Annotated in this window: 19 protein-coding genes; 6 read left to right on the top strand and 13 right to left on the bottom strand. The window is 62.5% G+C overall.

Translation table 11 applies throughout. The annotated features are described in order from the left end of the window. Positions 1-22 precede the first annotated feature (22 nt). Positions 23-691 (bottom strand): DedA family protein, encoded by a 669-nt coding sequence (locus KTJ77_RS01685; RefSeq protein ID WP_217336787.1) that lies wholly within the window; start codon positions 689-691, stop codon positions 23-25. 62 nt (positions 692-753) lie between these two features. Beyond that, the gene (aspS, locus tag KTJ77_RS01680; protein ID WP_217336786.1) at positions 754-2,547 is read right to left on the bottom strand and encodes an aspartate--tRNA ligase; all 1,794 of its coding nucleotides are present in this window, start codon (positions 2,545-2,547) and stop codon (positions 754-756) included. Between the two features lie 308 nt (positions 2,548-2,855). On the opposite strand from aspS, the gene KTJ77_RS01675 reads away from it, so the two are divergent. The 4 genes from KTJ77_RS01675 to KTJ77_RS01660 all read left to right on the top strand — a co-directional run bounded on the left by KTJ77_RS01675 (position 2,856) and on the right by KTJ77_RS01660 (position 6,809). Continuing rightward, positions 2,856-3,998, top strand: coding sequence for an ABC transporter substrate-binding protein (locus KTJ77_RS01675; RefSeq protein ID WP_217336785.1), 1,143 nt, complete (start codon positions 2,856-2,858; stop codon positions 3,996-3,998). An 83-nt stretch (positions 3,999-4,081) separates the two neighbouring features. After that, complete coding sequence (locus KTJ77_RS01670) at positions 4,082-4,921, top strand: ABC transporter permease subunit (protein WP_217338284.1); 840 nt, start codon at positions 4,082-4,084, stop codon at positions 4,919-4,921. Then, the gene (locus KTJ77_RS01665; RefSeq protein ID WP_217336784.1) at positions 4,918-5,727 is read left to right on the top strand and encodes an ABC transporter permease; all 810 of its coding nucleotides are present in this window, start codon (positions 4,918-4,920) and stop codon (positions 5,725-5,727) included. Before KTJ77_RS01670 ends, KTJ77_RS01665 begins: the two co-directional genes overlap by 4 nt. Further along, positions 5,727-6,809, top strand: coding sequence for an ABC transporter ATP-binding protein (locus tag KTJ77_RS01660; protein ID WP_217336783.1), 1,083 nt, complete (start codon positions 5,727-5,729; stop codon positions 6,807-6,809). The genes KTJ77_RS01665 and KTJ77_RS01660 overlap by 1 nt, the downstream gene beginning before the upstream one ends. 266 nt (positions 6,810-7,075) lie before the next feature. Here KTJ77_RS01660 and KTJ77_RS01655 read toward each other — a convergent pair whose 3' ends face one another. The 9 genes from KTJ77_RS01655 to KTJ77_RS01615 form a co-directional block, all read right to left on the bottom strand. Beyond that, positions 7,076-8,551, bottom strand: a complete 1,476-nt coding sequence (locus KTJ77_RS01655) for a hypothetical protein (RefSeq protein ID WP_217336782.1) — start codon at positions 8,549-8,551, stop codon at positions 7,076-7,078. Between the two features lie 244 nt (positions 8,552-8,795). Next, positions 8,796-9,101, bottom strand: coding sequence for a Dabb family protein (locus KTJ77_RS01650; RefSeq protein WP_217336781.1), 306 nt, complete (start codon positions 9,099-9,101; stop codon positions 8,796-8,798). Continuing rightward, the gene (locus KTJ77_RS01645; protein WP_217336780.1) at positions 9,098-9,373 is read right to left on the bottom strand and encodes a glutaredoxin family protein; all 276 of its coding nucleotides are present in this window, start codon (positions 9,371-9,373) and stop codon (positions 9,098-9,100) included. The genes KTJ77_RS01650 and KTJ77_RS01645 overlap by 4 nt, the downstream gene beginning before the upstream one ends. 182 nt (positions 9,374-9,555) lie before the next feature. Continuing rightward, complete coding sequence (locus KTJ77_RS01640) at positions 9,556-9,843, bottom strand: rhodanese-like domain-containing protein (RefSeq protein ID WP_217336779.1); 288 nt, start codon at positions 9,841-9,843, stop codon at positions 9,556-9,558. Further along, positions 9,830-11,530 carry an FAD-dependent oxidoreductase gene (locus KTJ77_RS01635; protein WP_217336778.1) on the bottom strand — a complete coding sequence of 567 codons (1,701 nt, stop codon included), beginning with the start codon at positions 11,528-11,530 and terminating at the stop codon, positions 9,830-9,832. Before KTJ77_RS01635 ends, KTJ77_RS01640 begins: the two co-directional genes overlap by 14 nt. Continuing rightward, entirely contained in the window at positions 11,517-11,792 is a 276-nt protein-coding gene (locus KTJ77_RS01630; protein ID WP_254367334.1) for a metal-sensitive transcriptional regulator, read from the bottom strand. The genes KTJ77_RS01635 and KTJ77_RS01630 overlap by 14 nt, the downstream gene beginning before the upstream one ends. Positions 11,793-11,921: 129 nt before the next feature. Beyond that, positions 11,922-12,020 (bottom strand): AURKAIP1/COX24 domain-containing protein, encoded by a 99-nt coding sequence (locus KTJ77_RS01625; protein WP_003792170.1) that lies wholly within the window; start codon positions 12,018-12,020, stop codon positions 11,922-11,924. A 107-nt stretch (positions 12,021-12,127) separates the two neighbouring features. Beyond that, a complete protein-coding gene (locus KTJ77_RS01620; protein ID WP_217336777.1) occupies positions 12,128-12,319 on the bottom strand; it encodes a helix-turn-helix domain-containing protein in 192 nt (63 codons plus the stop codon). 320 nt (positions 12,320-12,639) lie between these two features. Further along, a complete protein-coding gene (locus tag KTJ77_RS01615; RefSeq protein ID WP_217336776.1) occupies positions 12,640-13,044 on the bottom strand; it encodes a helix-turn-helix transcriptional regulator in 405 nt (134 codons plus the stop codon). Positions 13,045-13,122: 78 nt separating this feature from the next. Between KTJ77_RS01615 and KTJ77_RS01610 the strand changes: the two genes are divergently transcribed. Both KTJ77_RS01610 and KTJ77_RS01605 read left to right on the top strand, forming a co-directional pair. Further along, positions 13,123-14,562 carry a TrkH family potassium uptake protein gene (locus KTJ77_RS01610; protein WP_217336775.1) on the top strand — a complete coding sequence of 480 codons (1,440 nt, stop codon included), beginning with the start codon at positions 13,123-13,125 and terminating at the stop codon, positions 14,560-14,562. Beyond that, complete coding sequence (locus tag KTJ77_RS01605) at positions 14,555-15,226, top strand: TrkA family potassium uptake protein (RefSeq protein WP_217336774.1); 672 nt, start codon at positions 14,555-14,557, stop codon at positions 15,224-15,226. The genes KTJ77_RS01610 and KTJ77_RS01605 overlap by 8 nt, the downstream gene beginning before the upstream one ends. Before the next feature lie 172 nt (positions 15,227-15,398). Here the strand turns inward: KTJ77_RS01605 and KTJ77_RS01600 are convergent, their stop codons facing one another. Further along, positions 15,399-15,989 (bottom strand): hypothetical protein, encoded by a 591-nt coding sequence (locus KTJ77_RS01600; protein WP_217336773.1) that lies wholly within the window; start codon positions 15,987-15,989, stop codon positions 15,399-15,401. Positions 15,990-16,195: 206 nt separating this feature from the next. Next, the gene (locus KTJ77_RS01595; RefSeq protein ID WP_217336772.1) at positions 16,196-16,753 is read right to left on the bottom strand and encodes a hypothetical protein; all 558 of its coding nucleotides are present in this window, start codon (positions 16,751-16,753) and stop codon (positions 16,196-16,198) included. Positions 16,754-17,267: the final 514 nt, after the last annotated feature.

Genomic DNA, 17,267 nt, shown 5'->3' with positions numbered 1-17,267 from the left:
CTGAGGGTTTCTGGTGAGCGCGCTATTCCGCGGGTTCTACTGCCGCAGGCGCGCCCTCACGACGTGCCTTCATGATGGACCGCACGCGCACCACCAGGAAGACAATGACGGCGACAGCGGCCACAGCAATGACGACGTATTGCAGCACATCTGCATACTTCTCGACGATGTGCCACTGCTCGCCCAGGAAGAAGCCCGCGCCGACGAAGATCGAGTTCCAGATGAGGGATCCGGCAGCCGTCAGCAGACCGAACTTCCACAGCGCCATCTTGGCGACGCCAGCGGGGATCGAAATGAGGCTACGGAAGATCGGAATCATGCGGCCGAAGAAGACGGCTTTGCCGCCGTGTTTGTTGAACCACGTCACCGTGCTGTCCACGTCTTCCGGCTTCAGCAGCGGAATGACCTGGAACATTTTGCGCAGGCGCTCCATACCCAGCAGTCGTCCGAGACCGTAGAGGGCGAAGGCTCCGACAACGGAACCAAGGGTCGTCCAGAAGAGCGCTTCGAACAGCGTGAAGGCCCCGCGGGAAGCGGCGAGCCCCGCCATGGGCAGAATGACTTCGCTGGGTAGCGGCGGGAACAGATTTTCCGCCGCGATTGCCACGCCAGCGCCCCACGCCCCCACAACGTCCATGAGATGAGTGATGCCGTCAGCGAGGTCGCTCAGCCAGGATCCGTCGTTTGCCATATGAAACAAAATACCGCCCCACCCCTGAGAAACTCCGGGGCAGGGCGGTACGTGTGCGTGTCTTACGCGGTTACTTCTTCAGCCTCGTCAGCCTTGGGCTGTTCGGGCTTTGCGTCAACGCCAGCTTCCTTGCGCTGCTGCTCCGTGATCGGAGCGGGAGCCGCGGTGAGCGGGTCGAAGCCGCCACCGGTCTTCGGGAAGGCGATGACCTCGCGGATCGACTCTTCACCGGCAAGCAGCGAAACCACGCGGTCCCATCCGAATGCGATTCCGCCGTGCGGCGGGGCACCGTACTTGAAACCCTCGAGGAGGAAGCCGAACTGCTCGGTGGCCTGCTCGTCGGTCACGCCCATGATCTTGAAGACGCGCTCCTGCACGTCACGGCGGTGGATACGAATCGATCCGCCACCGATCTCGTTGCCGTTGCAGACGATGTCGTACGCGTAGGCGAGTGCCGAGCCCGGGTCGGTGTCAAACGTGTCGACGAACTCCGGCTTGGGCGACGTGAAGGCGTGGTGAACGGCAGTCCATTTGCCAGCACCGACGGCGACGTCACCCGAGGCGACAGCGTCAGCGGCCGGCTCAAACATCGGCGCGTCGACAACCCAGACGAAGGCCCAGTCGCCGTCCTTGATGAGTCCGGTGCGGTGACCGATCTCAACGCGAGCGGCACCCAGCAGGGCGCGGGTCGGCTTTGCTTCGCCAGCACCAAAGAAGATGCAGTCGCCGGGGTTCGCGCCGACGGCCTCGGCGAGGTTTGCGGCCTCCCACTCGGTGAGGTTCTTCGCGACGGGGCCGGTGAGGGTTCCGTCTTCCTGCACGAGCACGTAGGCAAGACCCTTGCCACCGCGCTGCTTGGCGAATTCCTGCCATGCGTCAAGCTGGCGGCGAGCCTGCGAGGCACCACCGGGCATGACAACGGCACCAACATACGGCGCCTGGAACACGCGGAACTCGGTGTCCTTGAAGAACTCCTTCAGCTCAACGAGCGGCAGACCGAAACGCAGGTCAGGCTTGTCCGAACCATACAGACGCATCGCCTCGTGGTACGTGATGCGGTCGATCGGGCCATCGACGTCAACATCGATCAGTGCCCACAGGCGCTTCACGATCTTCTCGCCGAGCGCGATGATGTCGTCTTGGTCGACGAACGATGCCTCGATGTCGAGCTGCGTGAACTCGGGCTGACGGTCAGCACGGAAGTCTTCGTCGCGGTAGCAACGAGCCAGCTGGTAGTACTTCTCGACGCCACCCACCTGCAGGAGCTGCTTAAACAGCTGCGGCGACTGCGGCAGCGCGTACCACTTGCCAGGAGCCAGGCGTGCCGGAACGATGAAGTCACGGGCACCTTCCGGCGTCGAACGCGTCATCGTGGGCGTCTCGATCTCGAGGAAGCCACCTTCGTGCAGCAGTTCACGTGCCACCCGGTTCGCCTCAGAGCGCAGGCGCATGTTGGCGGCCGGCTTCGAGCGACGAAGGTCAATGTAGCGGTGCTTCAGGCGCACCTCTTCGCCAATTTCGGCGTGATCGTCGACCTGAAAGGGCAACGGAGCGCTCGTGTTGAGCACCTCAAGGGTGTCAACAGCGACCTCGATCTCACCGGTGGGGAGGTCAGGGTTCTCGTTGCCAGCCGGACGTGCCTGCACGGTTCCGGTGACGGCAACAACGAACTCGTTGCGCAGCGGAGAGAACACGGCTTCGTCGTGCACGACGACCTGGGCAACGCCCGAGCGATCGCGCAGATCGAGGAAGGCAACGCCTCCGTGATCGCGGCGGCGAGCCACCCAACCTGCCAGGGTGACAGTCTGACCAATGTGCTCTGCGCGGAGTGTTCCCGCGTCATGAGTGCGCAGCACGAAGGGTCCTTTCCAAAGTAATGGGGTGCGGCGGGTAGCCACACATATCCTTCCAGTCTACGCGCGTGCGGTGGGTACCGAGAATTGCATCGGCACCAAGCGGACTTCGTGCACGGGAGCCGGAGGCCAAACTCGGGCAGAACGACCGGCAAAAGATGAACCAGTGACAATTGCCCAGGTGCGGGGGTAGAGTCTCGCGCAACGAATTGTTCAACTACTGATCGCTTGCGGTCAACCCTGGAGCCCTACTGTCTGACGCGCGCTCGTTTTGCGCTCGATATGTGAACCACCCGAGAGGAACCCGACCCATGAGCACTTTACGCAAGCCCAGGCGCCTCAGCGCCGGCATCGCCCTGGCAGCAGTGGCAGCACTCACCCTGAGCGCATGCGGTACGTCCGACGCCCCTGCGGGCGAGGGAGACGGTAACGGTTCAAACGCCGCAACCGCGACGAGCCTTGCGGACTTCGGCACCCTCGAAGACCTGGAGAAGGCGGCAATCGCAGAGGGCAAGCTCAACGTCATCGCGCTTCCGCGCGACTGGGCAAACTACGGCGAGATTCTTGACGCGTTCGCGGCGAAGTACCCAGACATCGAGATCGTTGAGCAGTCGCCTGACGTCTCCAGCGCCGAAGAGATCCAGGCAGCAGAGAACAACAAGGGCCTCGACACAGCACCAGACGTGTTCGACCTGGGTCTGACAGTTGCACTGCAGAGCACCGATCAATTTGCTCCGTATAAGGTCGCGAACTGGGACGACATCCCGGACGCCCTCAAGGAGCCAAGCGGCTTGTTCGTTGGCGACTACGGCGGATACATGTCGGTCGGCTACGACTCGTCGAAGCTGCCAGAGCCGAAGAAGCTCGAAGACCTGTTGAAGTCTGACTACAAGGCATCTGTTGCGCTCAACGGCGACCCGACGCAGGCCGGCGCGGCATTCGGTGCCATTGGTCTCGCAACGGTTCTGAACGGCGGCGACCTCGACAACTACCAGCCGGGCATCGACTTCTTCGCTGAGGTTAACAAGGCAGGCAACTTCATCAAGGTAGACGCAACGCCGGCAACGGTTGCCAGCGGTGAGACCCCCGTCGTCTTCGACTGGGACTACCTGAACGCCGCACACACGAAGGACAACCCCGACTGGAAGGTTGTCGTCTTCGATGGCACGGGCTATGCCGCGTACTACAACCAGGCCATCAACGTTGACGCACCGCACCCGGCTGCCGCTCGCCTGTGGCAGGAGTTCCTCTACAGCGACGACGCTCAGAACATGTGGCTCGCTGGCGGCGCACGCCCGGTTCGCATGGAGGCAATGATCGAGGCCGGAACCATTGACAAGGCCCTCGCCGACGCCTTGCCTGCGGCTCCCACCGACACCGTGGTTCCGACCGAAGCGCAGAGCTCCGCCGCCGGAAAGTTGCTCGGTGAGAAGTGGGCAGCGGCCGTCCAGTGACGCCCTCTTCCCTCTCCGCGCCTGCGCAGAAGGACAACGTCGCGGTCGGGTCGAAGCGCACAGCTTCGGCCCGACCGCGGGCGATGTGGGCAGTGCTCGGCCTGGTGCCGTTCGCCGCCTATGTGCTCGCGTTTCTTGCGTTGCCGACCGCGCTGGCGCTCGGCTCTGCACTGTTTACCGATGATGGCGCCTTCACCACAGACAACCTCGCGGCACTGTTTGATCCCGTCGTGCAGGCCACATTCTGGAACTCAGTGTGGCTCTCCCTTGTCACCGCCATCGGCGGCGCACTCATTGGCGGGCTCGTCTGCTACGCGTTGCTCGGGCTCCGCGATACCGGCATCGTCCGCACGCTCGTGGATGCCGCCAGCGGTGTTCTCGCGCAGTTCGGCGGCGTGACGCTCGCGTTCACTTTTATCGCAACGATGGGCGCGCAAGGTGTCGTCACGGTGTTGCTGCGCGAGGTGTGGGGCATCGACATTTACGAGGGCGGACTCTGGCTCTATGAAGTACCCGGCCTAATTTTGCCCTACCTTTACTTCCAGGTTCCGCTCATGATCATTACCTTCATGCCTGCCCTGGCGGCGCTCAAGCCGCAGTGGGCGGAGGCGAACCTCACGCTGGGCGGCACGAGACTGACATTCTGGACAAAGGTCGGCATCCCCGTGCTGCTGCCCTCCTTCTTGGCGAGCACCCTGTTGCTCTTCGCCAACGCGTTCTCGTCATTCGCGACCGCTGCCGCTCTCATCAGCCAGGGCTCGCAAATCGTGACGCTTCAGATTCGTACGGCGTTGACGAGTGAGACCCTGCTCGGCCGTGAGAATCTCGCCGGGGCGCTCGCCCTCGGCATGATTGTCATTGTCGCGCTCGTGATGACGGCATACTCGCTCGTGCAGCGGCGGGCTGCGAGGTGGCAACGATGAGTACGTCACCAGCTCAGCTCGGGCCTTCCACCGCAACCAGGTGGATCATCAGCCTCGTCGTCGGAGCCCTCTTCCTGGTTCCGCTGGTCAGCACCTTCGTCTACACCGTGCGTGATTCACGCACCGGCACCTTCTCATGGGATCGCTGGGCTGCCGTGTTCTCACCCGAGAACGCCGCAATGATGAAGCCGCTGTGGACAGCGCTCGGTAATTCGCTCCTGCTCGCCGTGCTCACCGTCGCCATTGTGCTGCTGGTCGTCGCGCCCACGATGATCCTGGTGAACTTGCGCTTCGTTCGGCTGAAGCCGTTCTTCGAGTTTGTCGCGCTGCTGCCCATTTCTATTCCGGCGATCGTGCTTGTCGTGGGCCTTGCCCCGATGTATTTGCCGATCGCGCGTGCCCTCGGCACCGGTGCGTGGACGTTGTCATTCGCCTACGGAATTATCGTGTTGCCCTTTGCTTTCCGCGCCTTGCAGGCGTCGATCGATGCGGTCGACATGAAGACGTTGTCTGAAGCGGCGCGCACGCTCGGGGCGTCATGGCCTTCCGTAGTGTGGCGCGTGCTCGCACCAAACCTGCGGCCAGGTTTGTTGTCTGCCTCGCTCATTTCGGTTGCCGTCGTGCTTGGCGAATTCACCATTGCGTCGCTACTAAACCGTCAGGTGCTCCAGACGGCTCTCGTGGTGGTCTCGAAATCTGATGCGTACGCACCCGCGATCTTCACTCTCCTTGCCCTGGCATTCTGCTTCCTCCTGCTCCTCACCATCGGCCTCCTCTCCCGTCGCCGAACCGGAAAGGCCCTCTGATGTCTGCACAGCCATCCACCGCGTCAAACTCGTTGCTGTCGGCGTCGACCACATCAACGCGCGTCGAGTTCGATCAGATCACGAAGGATTACGGCACCAACCGTGTGCTGCACGACCTGGATCTCGACATCGCCCCCGGCGAGTTCGTATCGCTTCTTGGGCCTTCCGGATGCGGAAAGACAACGGCGCTGCGTGTGCTCTCCGGATTGGAAACCGCGACGAGCGGACGCGTATTGCTTGGCGACCGCGACGTCACGGGCGTGCCAACCAACAAACGCGATATCGGCATGGTCTTCCAGTCGTACTCGCTGTTTCCGCACCTCAAGGTCGTGGAAAACACGGCGTTCGGGTTGCGTAGGCGCGGAGTGGGAAAGTCTGCGGCGGCGAAACGCGCGCATGATGCTCTCGATCTCGTGGGCCTGGCGAGCTTTGCCGATCGGTACCCGCACCAGCTCTCCGGCGGGCAGCAGCAGCGCGTGGCGCTGGCGCGCGCGCTGGTGACGGAACCACGAGTGCTGCTGCTGGATGAGCCGTTGTCTGCGCTGGACGCAAAAGTGCGAGTGCAGTTGCGTGACGAGATTCGACGCCTGCAGCTTCGGCTGGGGATGACGACAGTGTTCGTGACACACGACCAGGAGGAAGCACTCGCGATTTCTGACCGCATCGCGGTGATGAACGCCGGGCGCATTGAACAGATCGGAACCCCGGAAGAGCTGTACGGACAACCCATCTCCCCCTTTGTGGCAGCGTTTGTCGGACTGTCATCGGTCGTCCCCGGCGTCGCGAGCGGCAACACTGTGGAGATTTGGGGCACCACCCTGCCGCTAACCACTCCCCTCTCCGGCGATGTCGAGGTTCCGCTTCGTCCTGAGCACGTGCGCCTAGCCGAACCGGCCGGGGCAGTCACACGCGGCACGGTGCAGGAGAGCACGTTTCTCGGAAGCTTCCGTCGCACCGTCGTGCTGACGGACTCGGGCCACCGCATCGCCGTGCAACACGATGCCGCGGTGAAGCCGCAGTTCGGCGATGTTGTGGGGCTTGAGCTGACCGGTGCTGCCGTGACCGCGCAGCTTCCTCGATAGCACGTTCGCGCCACCGAGCGGCCGAGTTGTGCATGAGTTTTCTCATTTCTGCACGATCAAATGGCGGCTGGGCCGCGGCACGCCGTGTTTTCGCGCCTAACGAGTGTTCGCGTCGTGCACAACACGGTCGGTTCGCGTGGCACAGGGCCGGCTCGCAGAGAGCGGATGTCGTCCACGCCGAAAAGGTACGCGTAACGGGCGAGAGGCGGAGTGGTTCCGATCGGAACCATCCCGCCTCTCTTGCTGTGTTGGGACTTTAGCTGTCGCTAAACCTCGTTACGCTGTCCGCGGCGAGCACCCATGACCAGGACCGCACCAGCGACCATGAGCAGCAGCGCGGAGCCCAGGTACGGCGTCGACTCGGCCACACCCGTCTGCGCCAACGCGGCCGATTGGGTCGGAGACGGCGTCGGGGTCGGCGCCGTCGTCGTGGTCGGCGTCGGAGTCGGCTCCGGGGTGGGGGTCGGCGTCACGGTGGGCTCAGGCGTTGGCGTAGGCGTGGGCTCCGGAGTCGGCGTCGGAGTCGGCGTAGGAGTCGGCGTCGGCGTCGGCGTTGGTGTCACACCTTCGAAGACCACGGTCGTGTTCGATTCGAGAACGGGAGCGCCGCCCGTCTCGTGACCCATCAGGCTGATGCCATAGCTGCCAGCAGTGTCGCTCGTGACATCAAACGTGACAGGCACCGTGGTTCCGGCTGCCACCGGGATCGGCCCTGCAAATGTCAGCGTCTGACCCGACACCGTCGGCTCGCCCGCTCCCGTTGTCGTGCCAGGCACGTACGTCAGACCGTCCGCAAGGGTGACGACGAGGTCAGAGAGCGTGACGTCCATCACATTCGGGTTCTGCACTGTCGCCGTGATCGTGTTGGCATCGGTCACCGGCGTCGTGGCGTCAGCTGGCGTGAGTGTGGTCGGCAACGGCAGCACGCCGATCGGCGAGAAGTTCGTCAGCAATGACACGCTGGCCGAGCCTCCGGCCGGGAGCGTGTAGCTCCACGCGAGAGCCATGCCGTTGTCAGTAAAGCCCTCGTAGACCGTGTTGGGAAGCGGAAGCATCGTGGCAATCGCAGCCCACACGCTGTCGTAGTACCCGACCATGAACGTGTTTCCGCCGGTCAACGGCACGTACTGCTCGATGCGCTCACCGGGAGCATCGCCCGCCTCATTCACGGCGCGACACGTTGTGGCTCCCGTTACGGGGTCTTGCTCGCTGAAGCCGTTATCGCTGTTCTGCAAATAGCAGTCGCCGCCGTGATAGATGATGATGTCGCCAGGCTCCGTCGACGTCACAGAAATTGACGTGCGGTAGAAGTTTTCACCGTTGACGTAGGTGTCTCGCTGCGTCACCGTCAGCGAACCGCCACTCACGACCGTGTTAATCCAGTACGGGTCAGCAACGGTTCCACCACCACCCGAGTCCTGCGACACCGGTGCCCACGCGACGTCTTGAACCTCGCTACCTGCGGGAACTTGCGCGGGGCCGTAGAGCACCCCATCCATCGTGACCAATGTCGCGCACGCTGTTCTGCCATAGAACTCACTGGCGCTGTCGGAAATGTGCTCGACGCGACAGTTGAGGTCTGGCGTTGTTTCGATTTCAGTAAGCGGGCCGGTTGCCGTCATCGTGGCTGCCCATGCGCTCTGCGCCACAAATGGCGCAGAGATAATCAGGACGCTCAGCGCGGCAATCCGCGAGAGGCGAGAAGCGAGCGGACGCGTCCGTTCGCGTTTCGATACCTTCATGTTCTCCCCATGATTCTTCGAGATTCGTGCGCGCAGAGAGCGCATCATGCACGCGAAGCACATCTGGAGTACAGGCCGAAGCCGCGCGCACTTGTGGGGATACTACCTACGGGCCTATGCACCGTGTCAACACATCGGATGATTAGAAAATTTCCTGCTGATCAGGAAATAATTACCGGTGATACAACACTAGGCAAGATCAAATATCGCGTGTCGTGCGTCAGATTGACAAGGTCAATTCTCGTCAGTCGACGTGAAAATCGACAGCGACCCGGTCAGCGACCACGCTGCGAATGAAGGCTCCTGCCTCCTTGTGGGCCGGATGCACCTGGTAGGCCTCGAGCCCTTCCTGGTCAGCAAAGTCAGCGATCAGCACGACGTCCCAGTTGGTTCCGACGTAGAGCGACTCGGCTCCGGCGGTCAGCGACAGGATCGACGGAACCACGCCAACAAGGTTCGTCAGACGGCGCACGATTTCATCTGCATGCGCTGCGCGGTCGGCCTCGTCAGCGGCGGCCAAGCGCCAGGTGACAACATGGCGAATGGTCATCGCTCACTCCCCTTGCTCGCGGTGATCAGGGCGTCGTGCAGACGGTCAGCGGCGACTCGCCAGTAGGCGTGTAGTTCGCCATCGATCAGCACCACAGGGATCTTCTCCCACCATTGGTCGTACAGGGCCTTGTCTTCGAGGATCGAGGCAGACTCGATCTCGATGCCATCAGCCACCGCATCCGGAAGCTCGGCTATGACCTGCTCGACGATGCCCTCGGCAACGTCACACAGGTGGCAGCCGTCTTTGCCAATCAGCGTGAGAGTGGTCACACATCAATCCTATGCCCGCCACGGCATACGGGCTCGCCGACGCGAAATACCCCGACACGTGCGGTACGTGTCGGGGTATTTGTTGGGCGGTTCTTCTCGCTTCGCTCGCGGAGCGACCGGAAGCAATCCGGCGATACGCCGCGAGCGCGCGAAGCGTCCGAGGCGGAACGATCCCAGGGGGGTTATTCGACGGGCTTGCCGAGGGCGATCCAGCCGCCAGTGCCACCGTCAATGTTGGTGACATCGTGACCCTGAGCCTCGAGGTACTCGCTCACGCGAGCCGAGCGGCCACCCGACTGGCAGATCACGTCGAAGGCACCCTCGGGCAGTTCGCCCAGGCGCTCGGTGATCTGTGACATCGGAATGTTGATGGCACCAGGCACGTGGCCGGCGGCGTATTCGTCAACCTCGCGAACGTCGACAAGCGGCAGGCCGCGGCCTTCAAGCTCCGATACGTCAATTGTCTTCATGAGTCAGGATGTCCTTCCCGTGGTAGGCGATGAGGGTCTGCATCCCTCCTGAAAGTGTTGCAGAATCGAGCCCAGCCGCAACCAGGATGCGGTGGGCGAGGTACGAACGAATGCCGGCGGCGCAGTGCGCGCGCACCGGCCGGCCGTCGGCTGCCGCGATGACCTCATCGAGACGCTCGCGCAGTTCGGTGTGCGGCACGTTGAGCGCACCGGGCAGGTGCCCGGTGGCGAACTCATCGGCGCGGCGAACATCGAGGATAAGGCTGTCAGCCATCACCTGCTTCAGGTCACGCGCTTGCCACAGCGTCGTGGTTCCGTCGAGCACGTTCTGCGCGACAAAGCCCACCATCTGCACGGCGTCCTTCGCACTGCCAAACGGCGGCGCGTACGACAGGTCAAGGTCAGCGAGTTGGTCAATCGTCATGCCAGCGCGGATCGCGGTGGCGATAACGTCGATGCGCTTGTCAATGCCGTCACGGCCAACCGCCTGCGCACCGTAAATGCGGCCCTTCTCCTCCCCCTCGGTCGCGAAGTACGCCACGAGGTGGATGGCTTCGGAACCAGGGAAGTAGCCGGCGTGCGAATTGGCGTGCAGGTGCAGAGTCTCGAAAGCGACACCGGCCGCGGTGAGCTCGCGCGAGTTCGCTCCGGTAGCGCCAGCAGCAAGACCAAACACGCGCACAATCGAGGTGCCGAGCGCCGCGGGGCGCGGGCGGAATGACGTCGACAGCATGGCATCAGCGATGTAGCGACCATCGCGGTTCGCGGGGCCTGCCAGAGCAACGGAACGCAGTGCGCCGGTGATCGGGTCGGCGTGCGTGACGGCGTCGCCGACTGCCCACACGTTCGCAGCCGACGTGCGACCGTTTTCGTCGACGATGATCAGTCCGCCGTCGGTCTTCGGGATCGAGTCAGGCACGATCTGGGTGGCGGGTACGCCGCCCATCGCAATCACGGCGTGGTCGGTGACGATCTCGGTGTCATCGCTCAGCGACACGACAAGTTTGCCGTCGCGCTCCGCGAAGGCGATCGGCTCTGTGTTCGCGTGCACAATGATGCCGTGCTGCTCCAGCTCGGCAGTGATGTACGACGCGAGCTCGGTCTCCAGGTGTGACAACACGTGAGTCGAGCGCTGCACAATGTGTACTTCGAGGCCACGCGAGCGCAGCGCTTCTGCTGCTTCGACGCCAATGTAACCGCCGCCGAGAACAACGGCCGAGGTTCCGCTTGATGCAATCGCTTCGAGCGCAACGGCGTCCGGAACAGTGCGCAGGGTCGTCAGACGCGAACCAACCTCGACAACGCCCGGGTAGTCTGCAATTCCCGAGAACATGCCGGGCGAGAGCACGAGCTCGTCATAGGCAAACTCGGTGGGTTCGGCGGCATCCGGGTTCTCGAACACGCGGATGACACGGCGGTCGGTGTCGATGCCGCTGACAAAGTGGCCGGTGCGCACATCGAGGTCGAGCGCCGCTTTGAGAGACGCGGGCGTCTGCACGAGAAGCGCAGACTGGTTCTCAATCTCACCTGACACAAAATAGGGCAGGCCACAGTTCGCGTAAGAGACGTAGTCGCTCTTTTCGAACACGATGATCTCGGCGTTGTTGTCGAGGCGGCGGGCGCGCGCAGCGAAGCTCATGCCTCCTGCGACGCCACCGACGACGAGGATGCGTTTACGCGAAGGCATGGAACAGCTTCTCCAATCGGGCACGGTCTTGTTCGGTCGATTCCGGGCTGGCAAAACACTGCTCAAGACCGGAGGAAATGATGGAGAAGGCGGCGCGGTCGATGGCCTTAGACACGGCAGCCAGCTGCGTCAGCACATCGGAGCATTCCCGGTCAGATTCGATCATGTTCATGATCCCTGCCAATTGCCCGTACGCCCGCTTCAGGCGCGGCATTGCGTGGTCCATATCGACGTGCAACTCGTCGCGCTTCTCTTCAACCATGCCCCCACTATATACCCCCGGGGGTATCCGGAACCTGAGAAAACGACCTAATGGTTCCGCTCCGAGAAAACACAAAGCGCCCGTCGAGATGACAGGCGCTGAGTGTCTACGGTCTGGAAGACCAGCCGCTTACTTCTTGTTGCGACGCTGGTGACGCGTCTTACGAAGCAACTTGCGGTGCTTCTTCTTCGCCATACGCTTGCGGCGCTTCTTAATGACTGAACCCACGGAAACCTCACTAGATCGGGGCTGGACGGACGGGACGTGACCCGGGCGTCCGGGAACGGGCAAATTAATGCCTCCGACAGTTTACACGCTGTCAGAGGGTGTCGTAATCAGCCAGCATTTGCGATCGGTCGATTCATCGCAGCAACCACGTCAGATTCGGGAACACGGTAGGAACGCCCGAAGCGGACGGCGGGCAATTCGCCCGAATGTACCATGCGGTACACCGTCATATTCGAAACGCGCATTAGCTTTGCTACTTCGGCGACCGTGAGAAAGGTCACGTCTGGAATTTCCGCCATTTCCGGCTCCCCCTGTTTCTGTCACTCTATGGGACTCATGTGGCGTGTGTAAACACCTGTGGTTTCTGTGACTAACGAAACAGCGAGCCTGCAGGGTCCAGGGAATGAGTCACCAACACGTTCTCAGAAACCCCATAAGGTGCACCCATCCGCGTTCCAGGGTGGTGCGTTCAAATATTGTGCAAGCACTTCGGTCTGAGATTCCCGAAGATGCGGAACCAGTCCCCCTAATGGTTCCCTTGCGCGAGTGGGTGGGGTGCAGATCTGGAGCACCCTTCCCGCTCGCTTCTCTCAGTTCACGCCGGGGAATCTCGCTTCTCTCAGTTCACGCCGGGGAATCGACGCCACACGCTTTCGACGGCGTGCTTGGCAGACGCTGCCGCACGACCGACGAACTCAGCGGCGTTCGCGGCGGGCTCCGGAAGAGCGGACGCGAGTTCCGGAGCCTCGGCGTCAAGGAAGGGCAGAATCCAGTCATCGATATCGCCGAGCGGCGTGGGGTCGAGGCTGTAGTAGCGGTGTTGTCCTTCTTCACGGACAACGACGAGTCCGGCTTCGCGCAAAACCTTGAGGTGCTTGGACACGGTCGGCTGGCTGACGCCGAGCTCGGCGACGATGTGAGACACACTCGTGCCGTCGTAGGAGGGCGTGTCGGACCGGTCCAGAAGCAGACGCAAGATTTCTCGCCTGGTACCGTCGGCGATCACGTCGAAGATGTCAGCCATGTGTTTAGGTTAGTCAGTGCGCGCGGGGAGTACCATGACGGGCGACCGGAATTCACGATTTGAGGGGAGGCTGCGGTCATGGCTCGACCTACGCGACCATCCACCCAGCGTCCCTTTAGCGAACGCTTTCACACCTGGTTCCACGACCTCCGCGAGCAGACGACAAAGTCGCCTGCTCGCTTTGCCGTCATCATCTTCAGCTCGTTGATTCTGCTGTTCACCGGGCTGTTTTCGCTCCCGGCTGCGTCTGCCAATGGCCAGTCCCTTTCGCTCGCCGACGCCTTCTTCACCGCGACGTCGACGATCTGCGTGACGGGGCTGACGACAGTCAACATGGACACTCAGTGGACTCCACTCGGACACACCCTGGTGTTTTTGGGCGTACAGATCGGCGCGTTGGGCGTGTTGACCCTGGCATCGATCCTCGGTCTGGTCATCTCGAAGCGTCTCGGCCTTCGCGCAAAACTGCTCGCAGCCGGTGATTCCAACCCGTTGCGCGTGCACGGTGGCCCCGTCAACGAGGGCCAGACGGTTCGCCTCGGCGAGGTCGGTCAACTACTCGTCACAGTCGCGCTGTCCACCCTCATCATTGAAGCGACGCTCGCGGTTCTGCTGTACCCACTGATGGTCATCGCCGGGGTCGACCCGCTGACCGCGCTATGGGAAGCGCCGTATTACGCGGCGATGTCGTTCACGAACACCGGGTTCACGCCGAACGCCGGCGGCCTCACCCCGTTCGCTGACGACTACCTCTTCCTCAGCGTTTTGATGGTCGGCGTCTTTCTCGGTTCCATCGGCTTCCCCGTGATCTTCGCTCTGGCGAAGCACGTGTGGCATGTGCGCCGCTGGTCGCTCCACGCAAAGCTAACCGTCATCACGACGGTGATTCTGTTCCTCGCGGGAGCCGCGGCTTTCCTCGTGCTGGAGTACAACAACCCGAAGACGTTTGGATCGATGGATGCGTGGGACACCACCTTCCAAGCGTTCTTCCTGTCGGCAATGACGCGCTCAGGCGGATTCGCCGTGATCGATATTGCCGAGCTCAACGGCTCCAGCATGGTTGTTGGTTCCATGCTCATGTTCGTGGGTGGTGGTTCCGCGTCGACCGCCGGCGGTATCAAGGTGACCACCCTTGCGGTGCTGGCGCTGGCCGTGTGGTCGGAAGCGCGCGGGCGCCAGACCGTTGAGGCGTTTGGCCGCCGCATCCCATCTGACGTGCAACGCGTCGCCATCTCGGTGGTGGCGTGGGGAGCGACGATTGTGGCGCTGTCGACCATCATCCTTTTGCAGATTACAAAAGCCCCGCTCGAGCACGTGCTGTTTGACGTGATCTCCGGCTTCGCCACGGTTGGCCTGTCAACAGGACTCACGCAAGACTTGCCAGACTCCGGCGTCTACGTGCTGGCGATCACCATGTTTATGGGCCGCGTTGGTACAGTGACACTCGCCGCAGCCGTGGCCGCAACCGCCCGTTCGCAGCTCTATTCGCTGCCCGTTGAAAGGCCGATCGTTGGTTGAGAAGATCCGCAGCGATGCCCCCGTGCTCGTCATCGGACTGGGGCGTTTCGGCGCCGCGTGTGCGGGCGAGCTAGACCGACTGGACCGCGAGGTCTTGGCGATCGACGAGAACCTCGAGCTCGTGCAGAAGTGGTCAGAGCGCGTCACCCACACCGTGCAGACCGACGCCAAAAACCTGGAGTCGCTTCGCCAGGTCGGCGCCCAAGACTTTCAGGTCGCTGTGGTGGCCGTCGGCTCGTCAATCGAGGCGTCGGTGCTGATCACCGCGAACCTCGTTGACCTCAAGATTCCGCAGATTTGGGCGAAGGCTGTGTCACAATCACACGGCAAGATTCTCGCTCGTGTTGGCGCCAACCACGTCATCTACCCCGAGCGCGAAGCGGGTGAGCGCGTCGCCCACCTGGTGTCAGGTCGCATGCTCGACTTCATCCGCTTCGACGACGACTTCGTGCTCGCCAAAATGTACCCGCCGCGCTTCATCCGCGGCGTTGGCCTGAACGAATCGGGTGTGCGTTCGAAATACAAAGTCACCGTCGTCGGTGTGAAGAGTCCTGGTAAGCCGTTCCGCTATGCCGAGGCCGACACCGTCGTCACCAACCACGACCTCATCATCGTCTCTGGCACCAACTCCGACATCGAACGCTTCGCCGCCCTCGACCGCTAGCCGACGCTTTGCCGCGACGGACCTCCGGTTCCGGGGTTCCGGGGTCTGCTGTACCGCGGTTCCGGCGTCTGCTGTGCACGTGTGCGGGGGGACCGCTGGACGGCACCCCAGTTCCGGCGCCCTGCGGGGCGGAACCACTGGGCGGAACCACGCTGCGGGTCGTCGAAGCAGGCTAGGGACAGCCGATACCTGCGGGGTCTTCCGTGCAGTCTTTATCAACGAGCGCTGTCACGACCTCGTAGATGGTGACGCCGTATCCGGATGCCGAGGCACGGACGTACCCCTCGACGGGCAGCCAGGCATCGGAACCCCAAAAGTTCACCGCGGCCGAGTACGACACCGTGACGTTCACGTCGTGCTCCCCCTTGGCCGAATAGGTGTGTGACGCGGCGGTGGGCGTGAACTGTGCCAGCCCCATTTCCGCCCACGAATCGTAGGCGTCCGTGACGGTCGCCGTGGTTCCGTCACCGTAGTCAAAAGTGTATTCAACAGGCGTGAAACGTACGCTCACGGGGTAGCCGAAGAGCTCACCGTCGAGCGTGTGTTCGTTCGCCGTGCTGAGGAAGTTCGTGGGCTTGCCGAGCACGCCAGCGTTGAGCGGCTCTCCACTCAACGTCGGTGGCTCGGGCATGAAGCGGGCCAGGTCAGAGAGCGTCGGGTACGGGATGGTGACGGTGTCGTCCGACTCGCATCCGCCCTGCAACGGATCATCGATCGGAAAGGTGTCGTCTTCGGTATTGCAGAGCGTGACAGGTGGATTCACCGGCGCTCCCGGGTTGCCAACGCCGATGGGTGCGCCGTCATCCCCGAGAACGGGGTCCAGACCGTATCCGGGGTCGCCTGGTTTAATCCGTCCTACGTCAAGCGCTGTACCGCTTTCCTCCACAGCGCACCAGAAATCGCCCGGGGCACAATCTTGCGGCGTGGGGGCTGCAAGTGCGGGCGTGAATAGCGCCAACCCTACAAGTACTAAGAACATGGCCGATCAGACTCTCCGAAGAAGCCAATCCGCCAGGAATATTGTGCCGTTCCATCTGCTTGCAGTACGACGTTCATTGACTGCACTCCATAGTCCTCGACTGAGCCGATGAGTGTGCCGTCCGCATTCCGTATCAAGGCTTCAGAGAAGTCGGTGCATACGTGAATGCGAAGTACCGTACCGAGAGCCTCATCAAGTTCCGCTGACACGATCGTTGCCTCGCCCTCAAGTACCTCACCTCGTTCCGCCATGCCTTCATATGTCGTGATCGATGAGGCTTTGTAATCCTCGAGGAGAAGCTCGAGGACCGGGTCCCAGGTTTCCCTGTCTGCGATGACGAGGTTGTTGCTGGCTTCGACGTAGGCCTCGTAGGTCTTGATCGCGGCTTCGACGTCGGCTTCGGCGTCAAGGCCGGGCGTGTACTCGGGCGGTGTCGTGCTCGGCGCGGACGTCGGTACCGGCAGCGGCTCGTCGGGTGTGCTTGTGCATCCCGCGAGCGCGAGCATGGACGCGATGCCGCCTACCGCAACCATCCGAGAAATTCGCATGGAGCGAAAGTACTGGAATTCCGCCCCCACCGCGCACTTTATCCACAACTGTCAGATCAATCTCGCCCGCACCTCAGCCCCTGGTTCTTTGGCCCATGATTCCTGATTCTCAGCTCATGATTCCTCAGCCATGGTTCTATCGCCCGCGCCTCAGCCCATGGTTCCGTAGCCCATGGTTCCTCAGCCCATGAACCCCCAGCCCACGTGGTTCCGTAGCCCCCTGGTTCCGTAGTCCGTGGTTCCGCGGGACGACGCCCCTCAACGTCAGGCCAACCAGGCATCCAGCTCAGCTGGCTCCACTCGCCGGCTAACTTGCCATCCCTCGTTCGCACGTTGTCTCGCGTCGGAGATGTTGTCGGTTAAAACGCGACACGCCGCGACTTTGCCTCACCAGTCACACAGCTTCCGACGCGCGACAACACCCGGCGATGCGCGCATCAACCCGCGGGGGAATCGTGCGCAGGGTAAGCAGCCGAGGCTGCCGGACGGGAGTACTCACCCGCAGAGCGAGCGC

The sequence above is a fragment of the Microbacterium sp. NC79 genome (assembly GCF_019061125.1).
Taxonomy (GTDB): Bacteria; Actinomycetota; Actinomycetes; order Actinomycetales; family Microbacteriaceae; genus Microbacterium.
The sequence above is the reverse complement of the archived record's forward strand: the minus strand, read 5'-3'. Positions and strand labels throughout refer to the sequence as shown.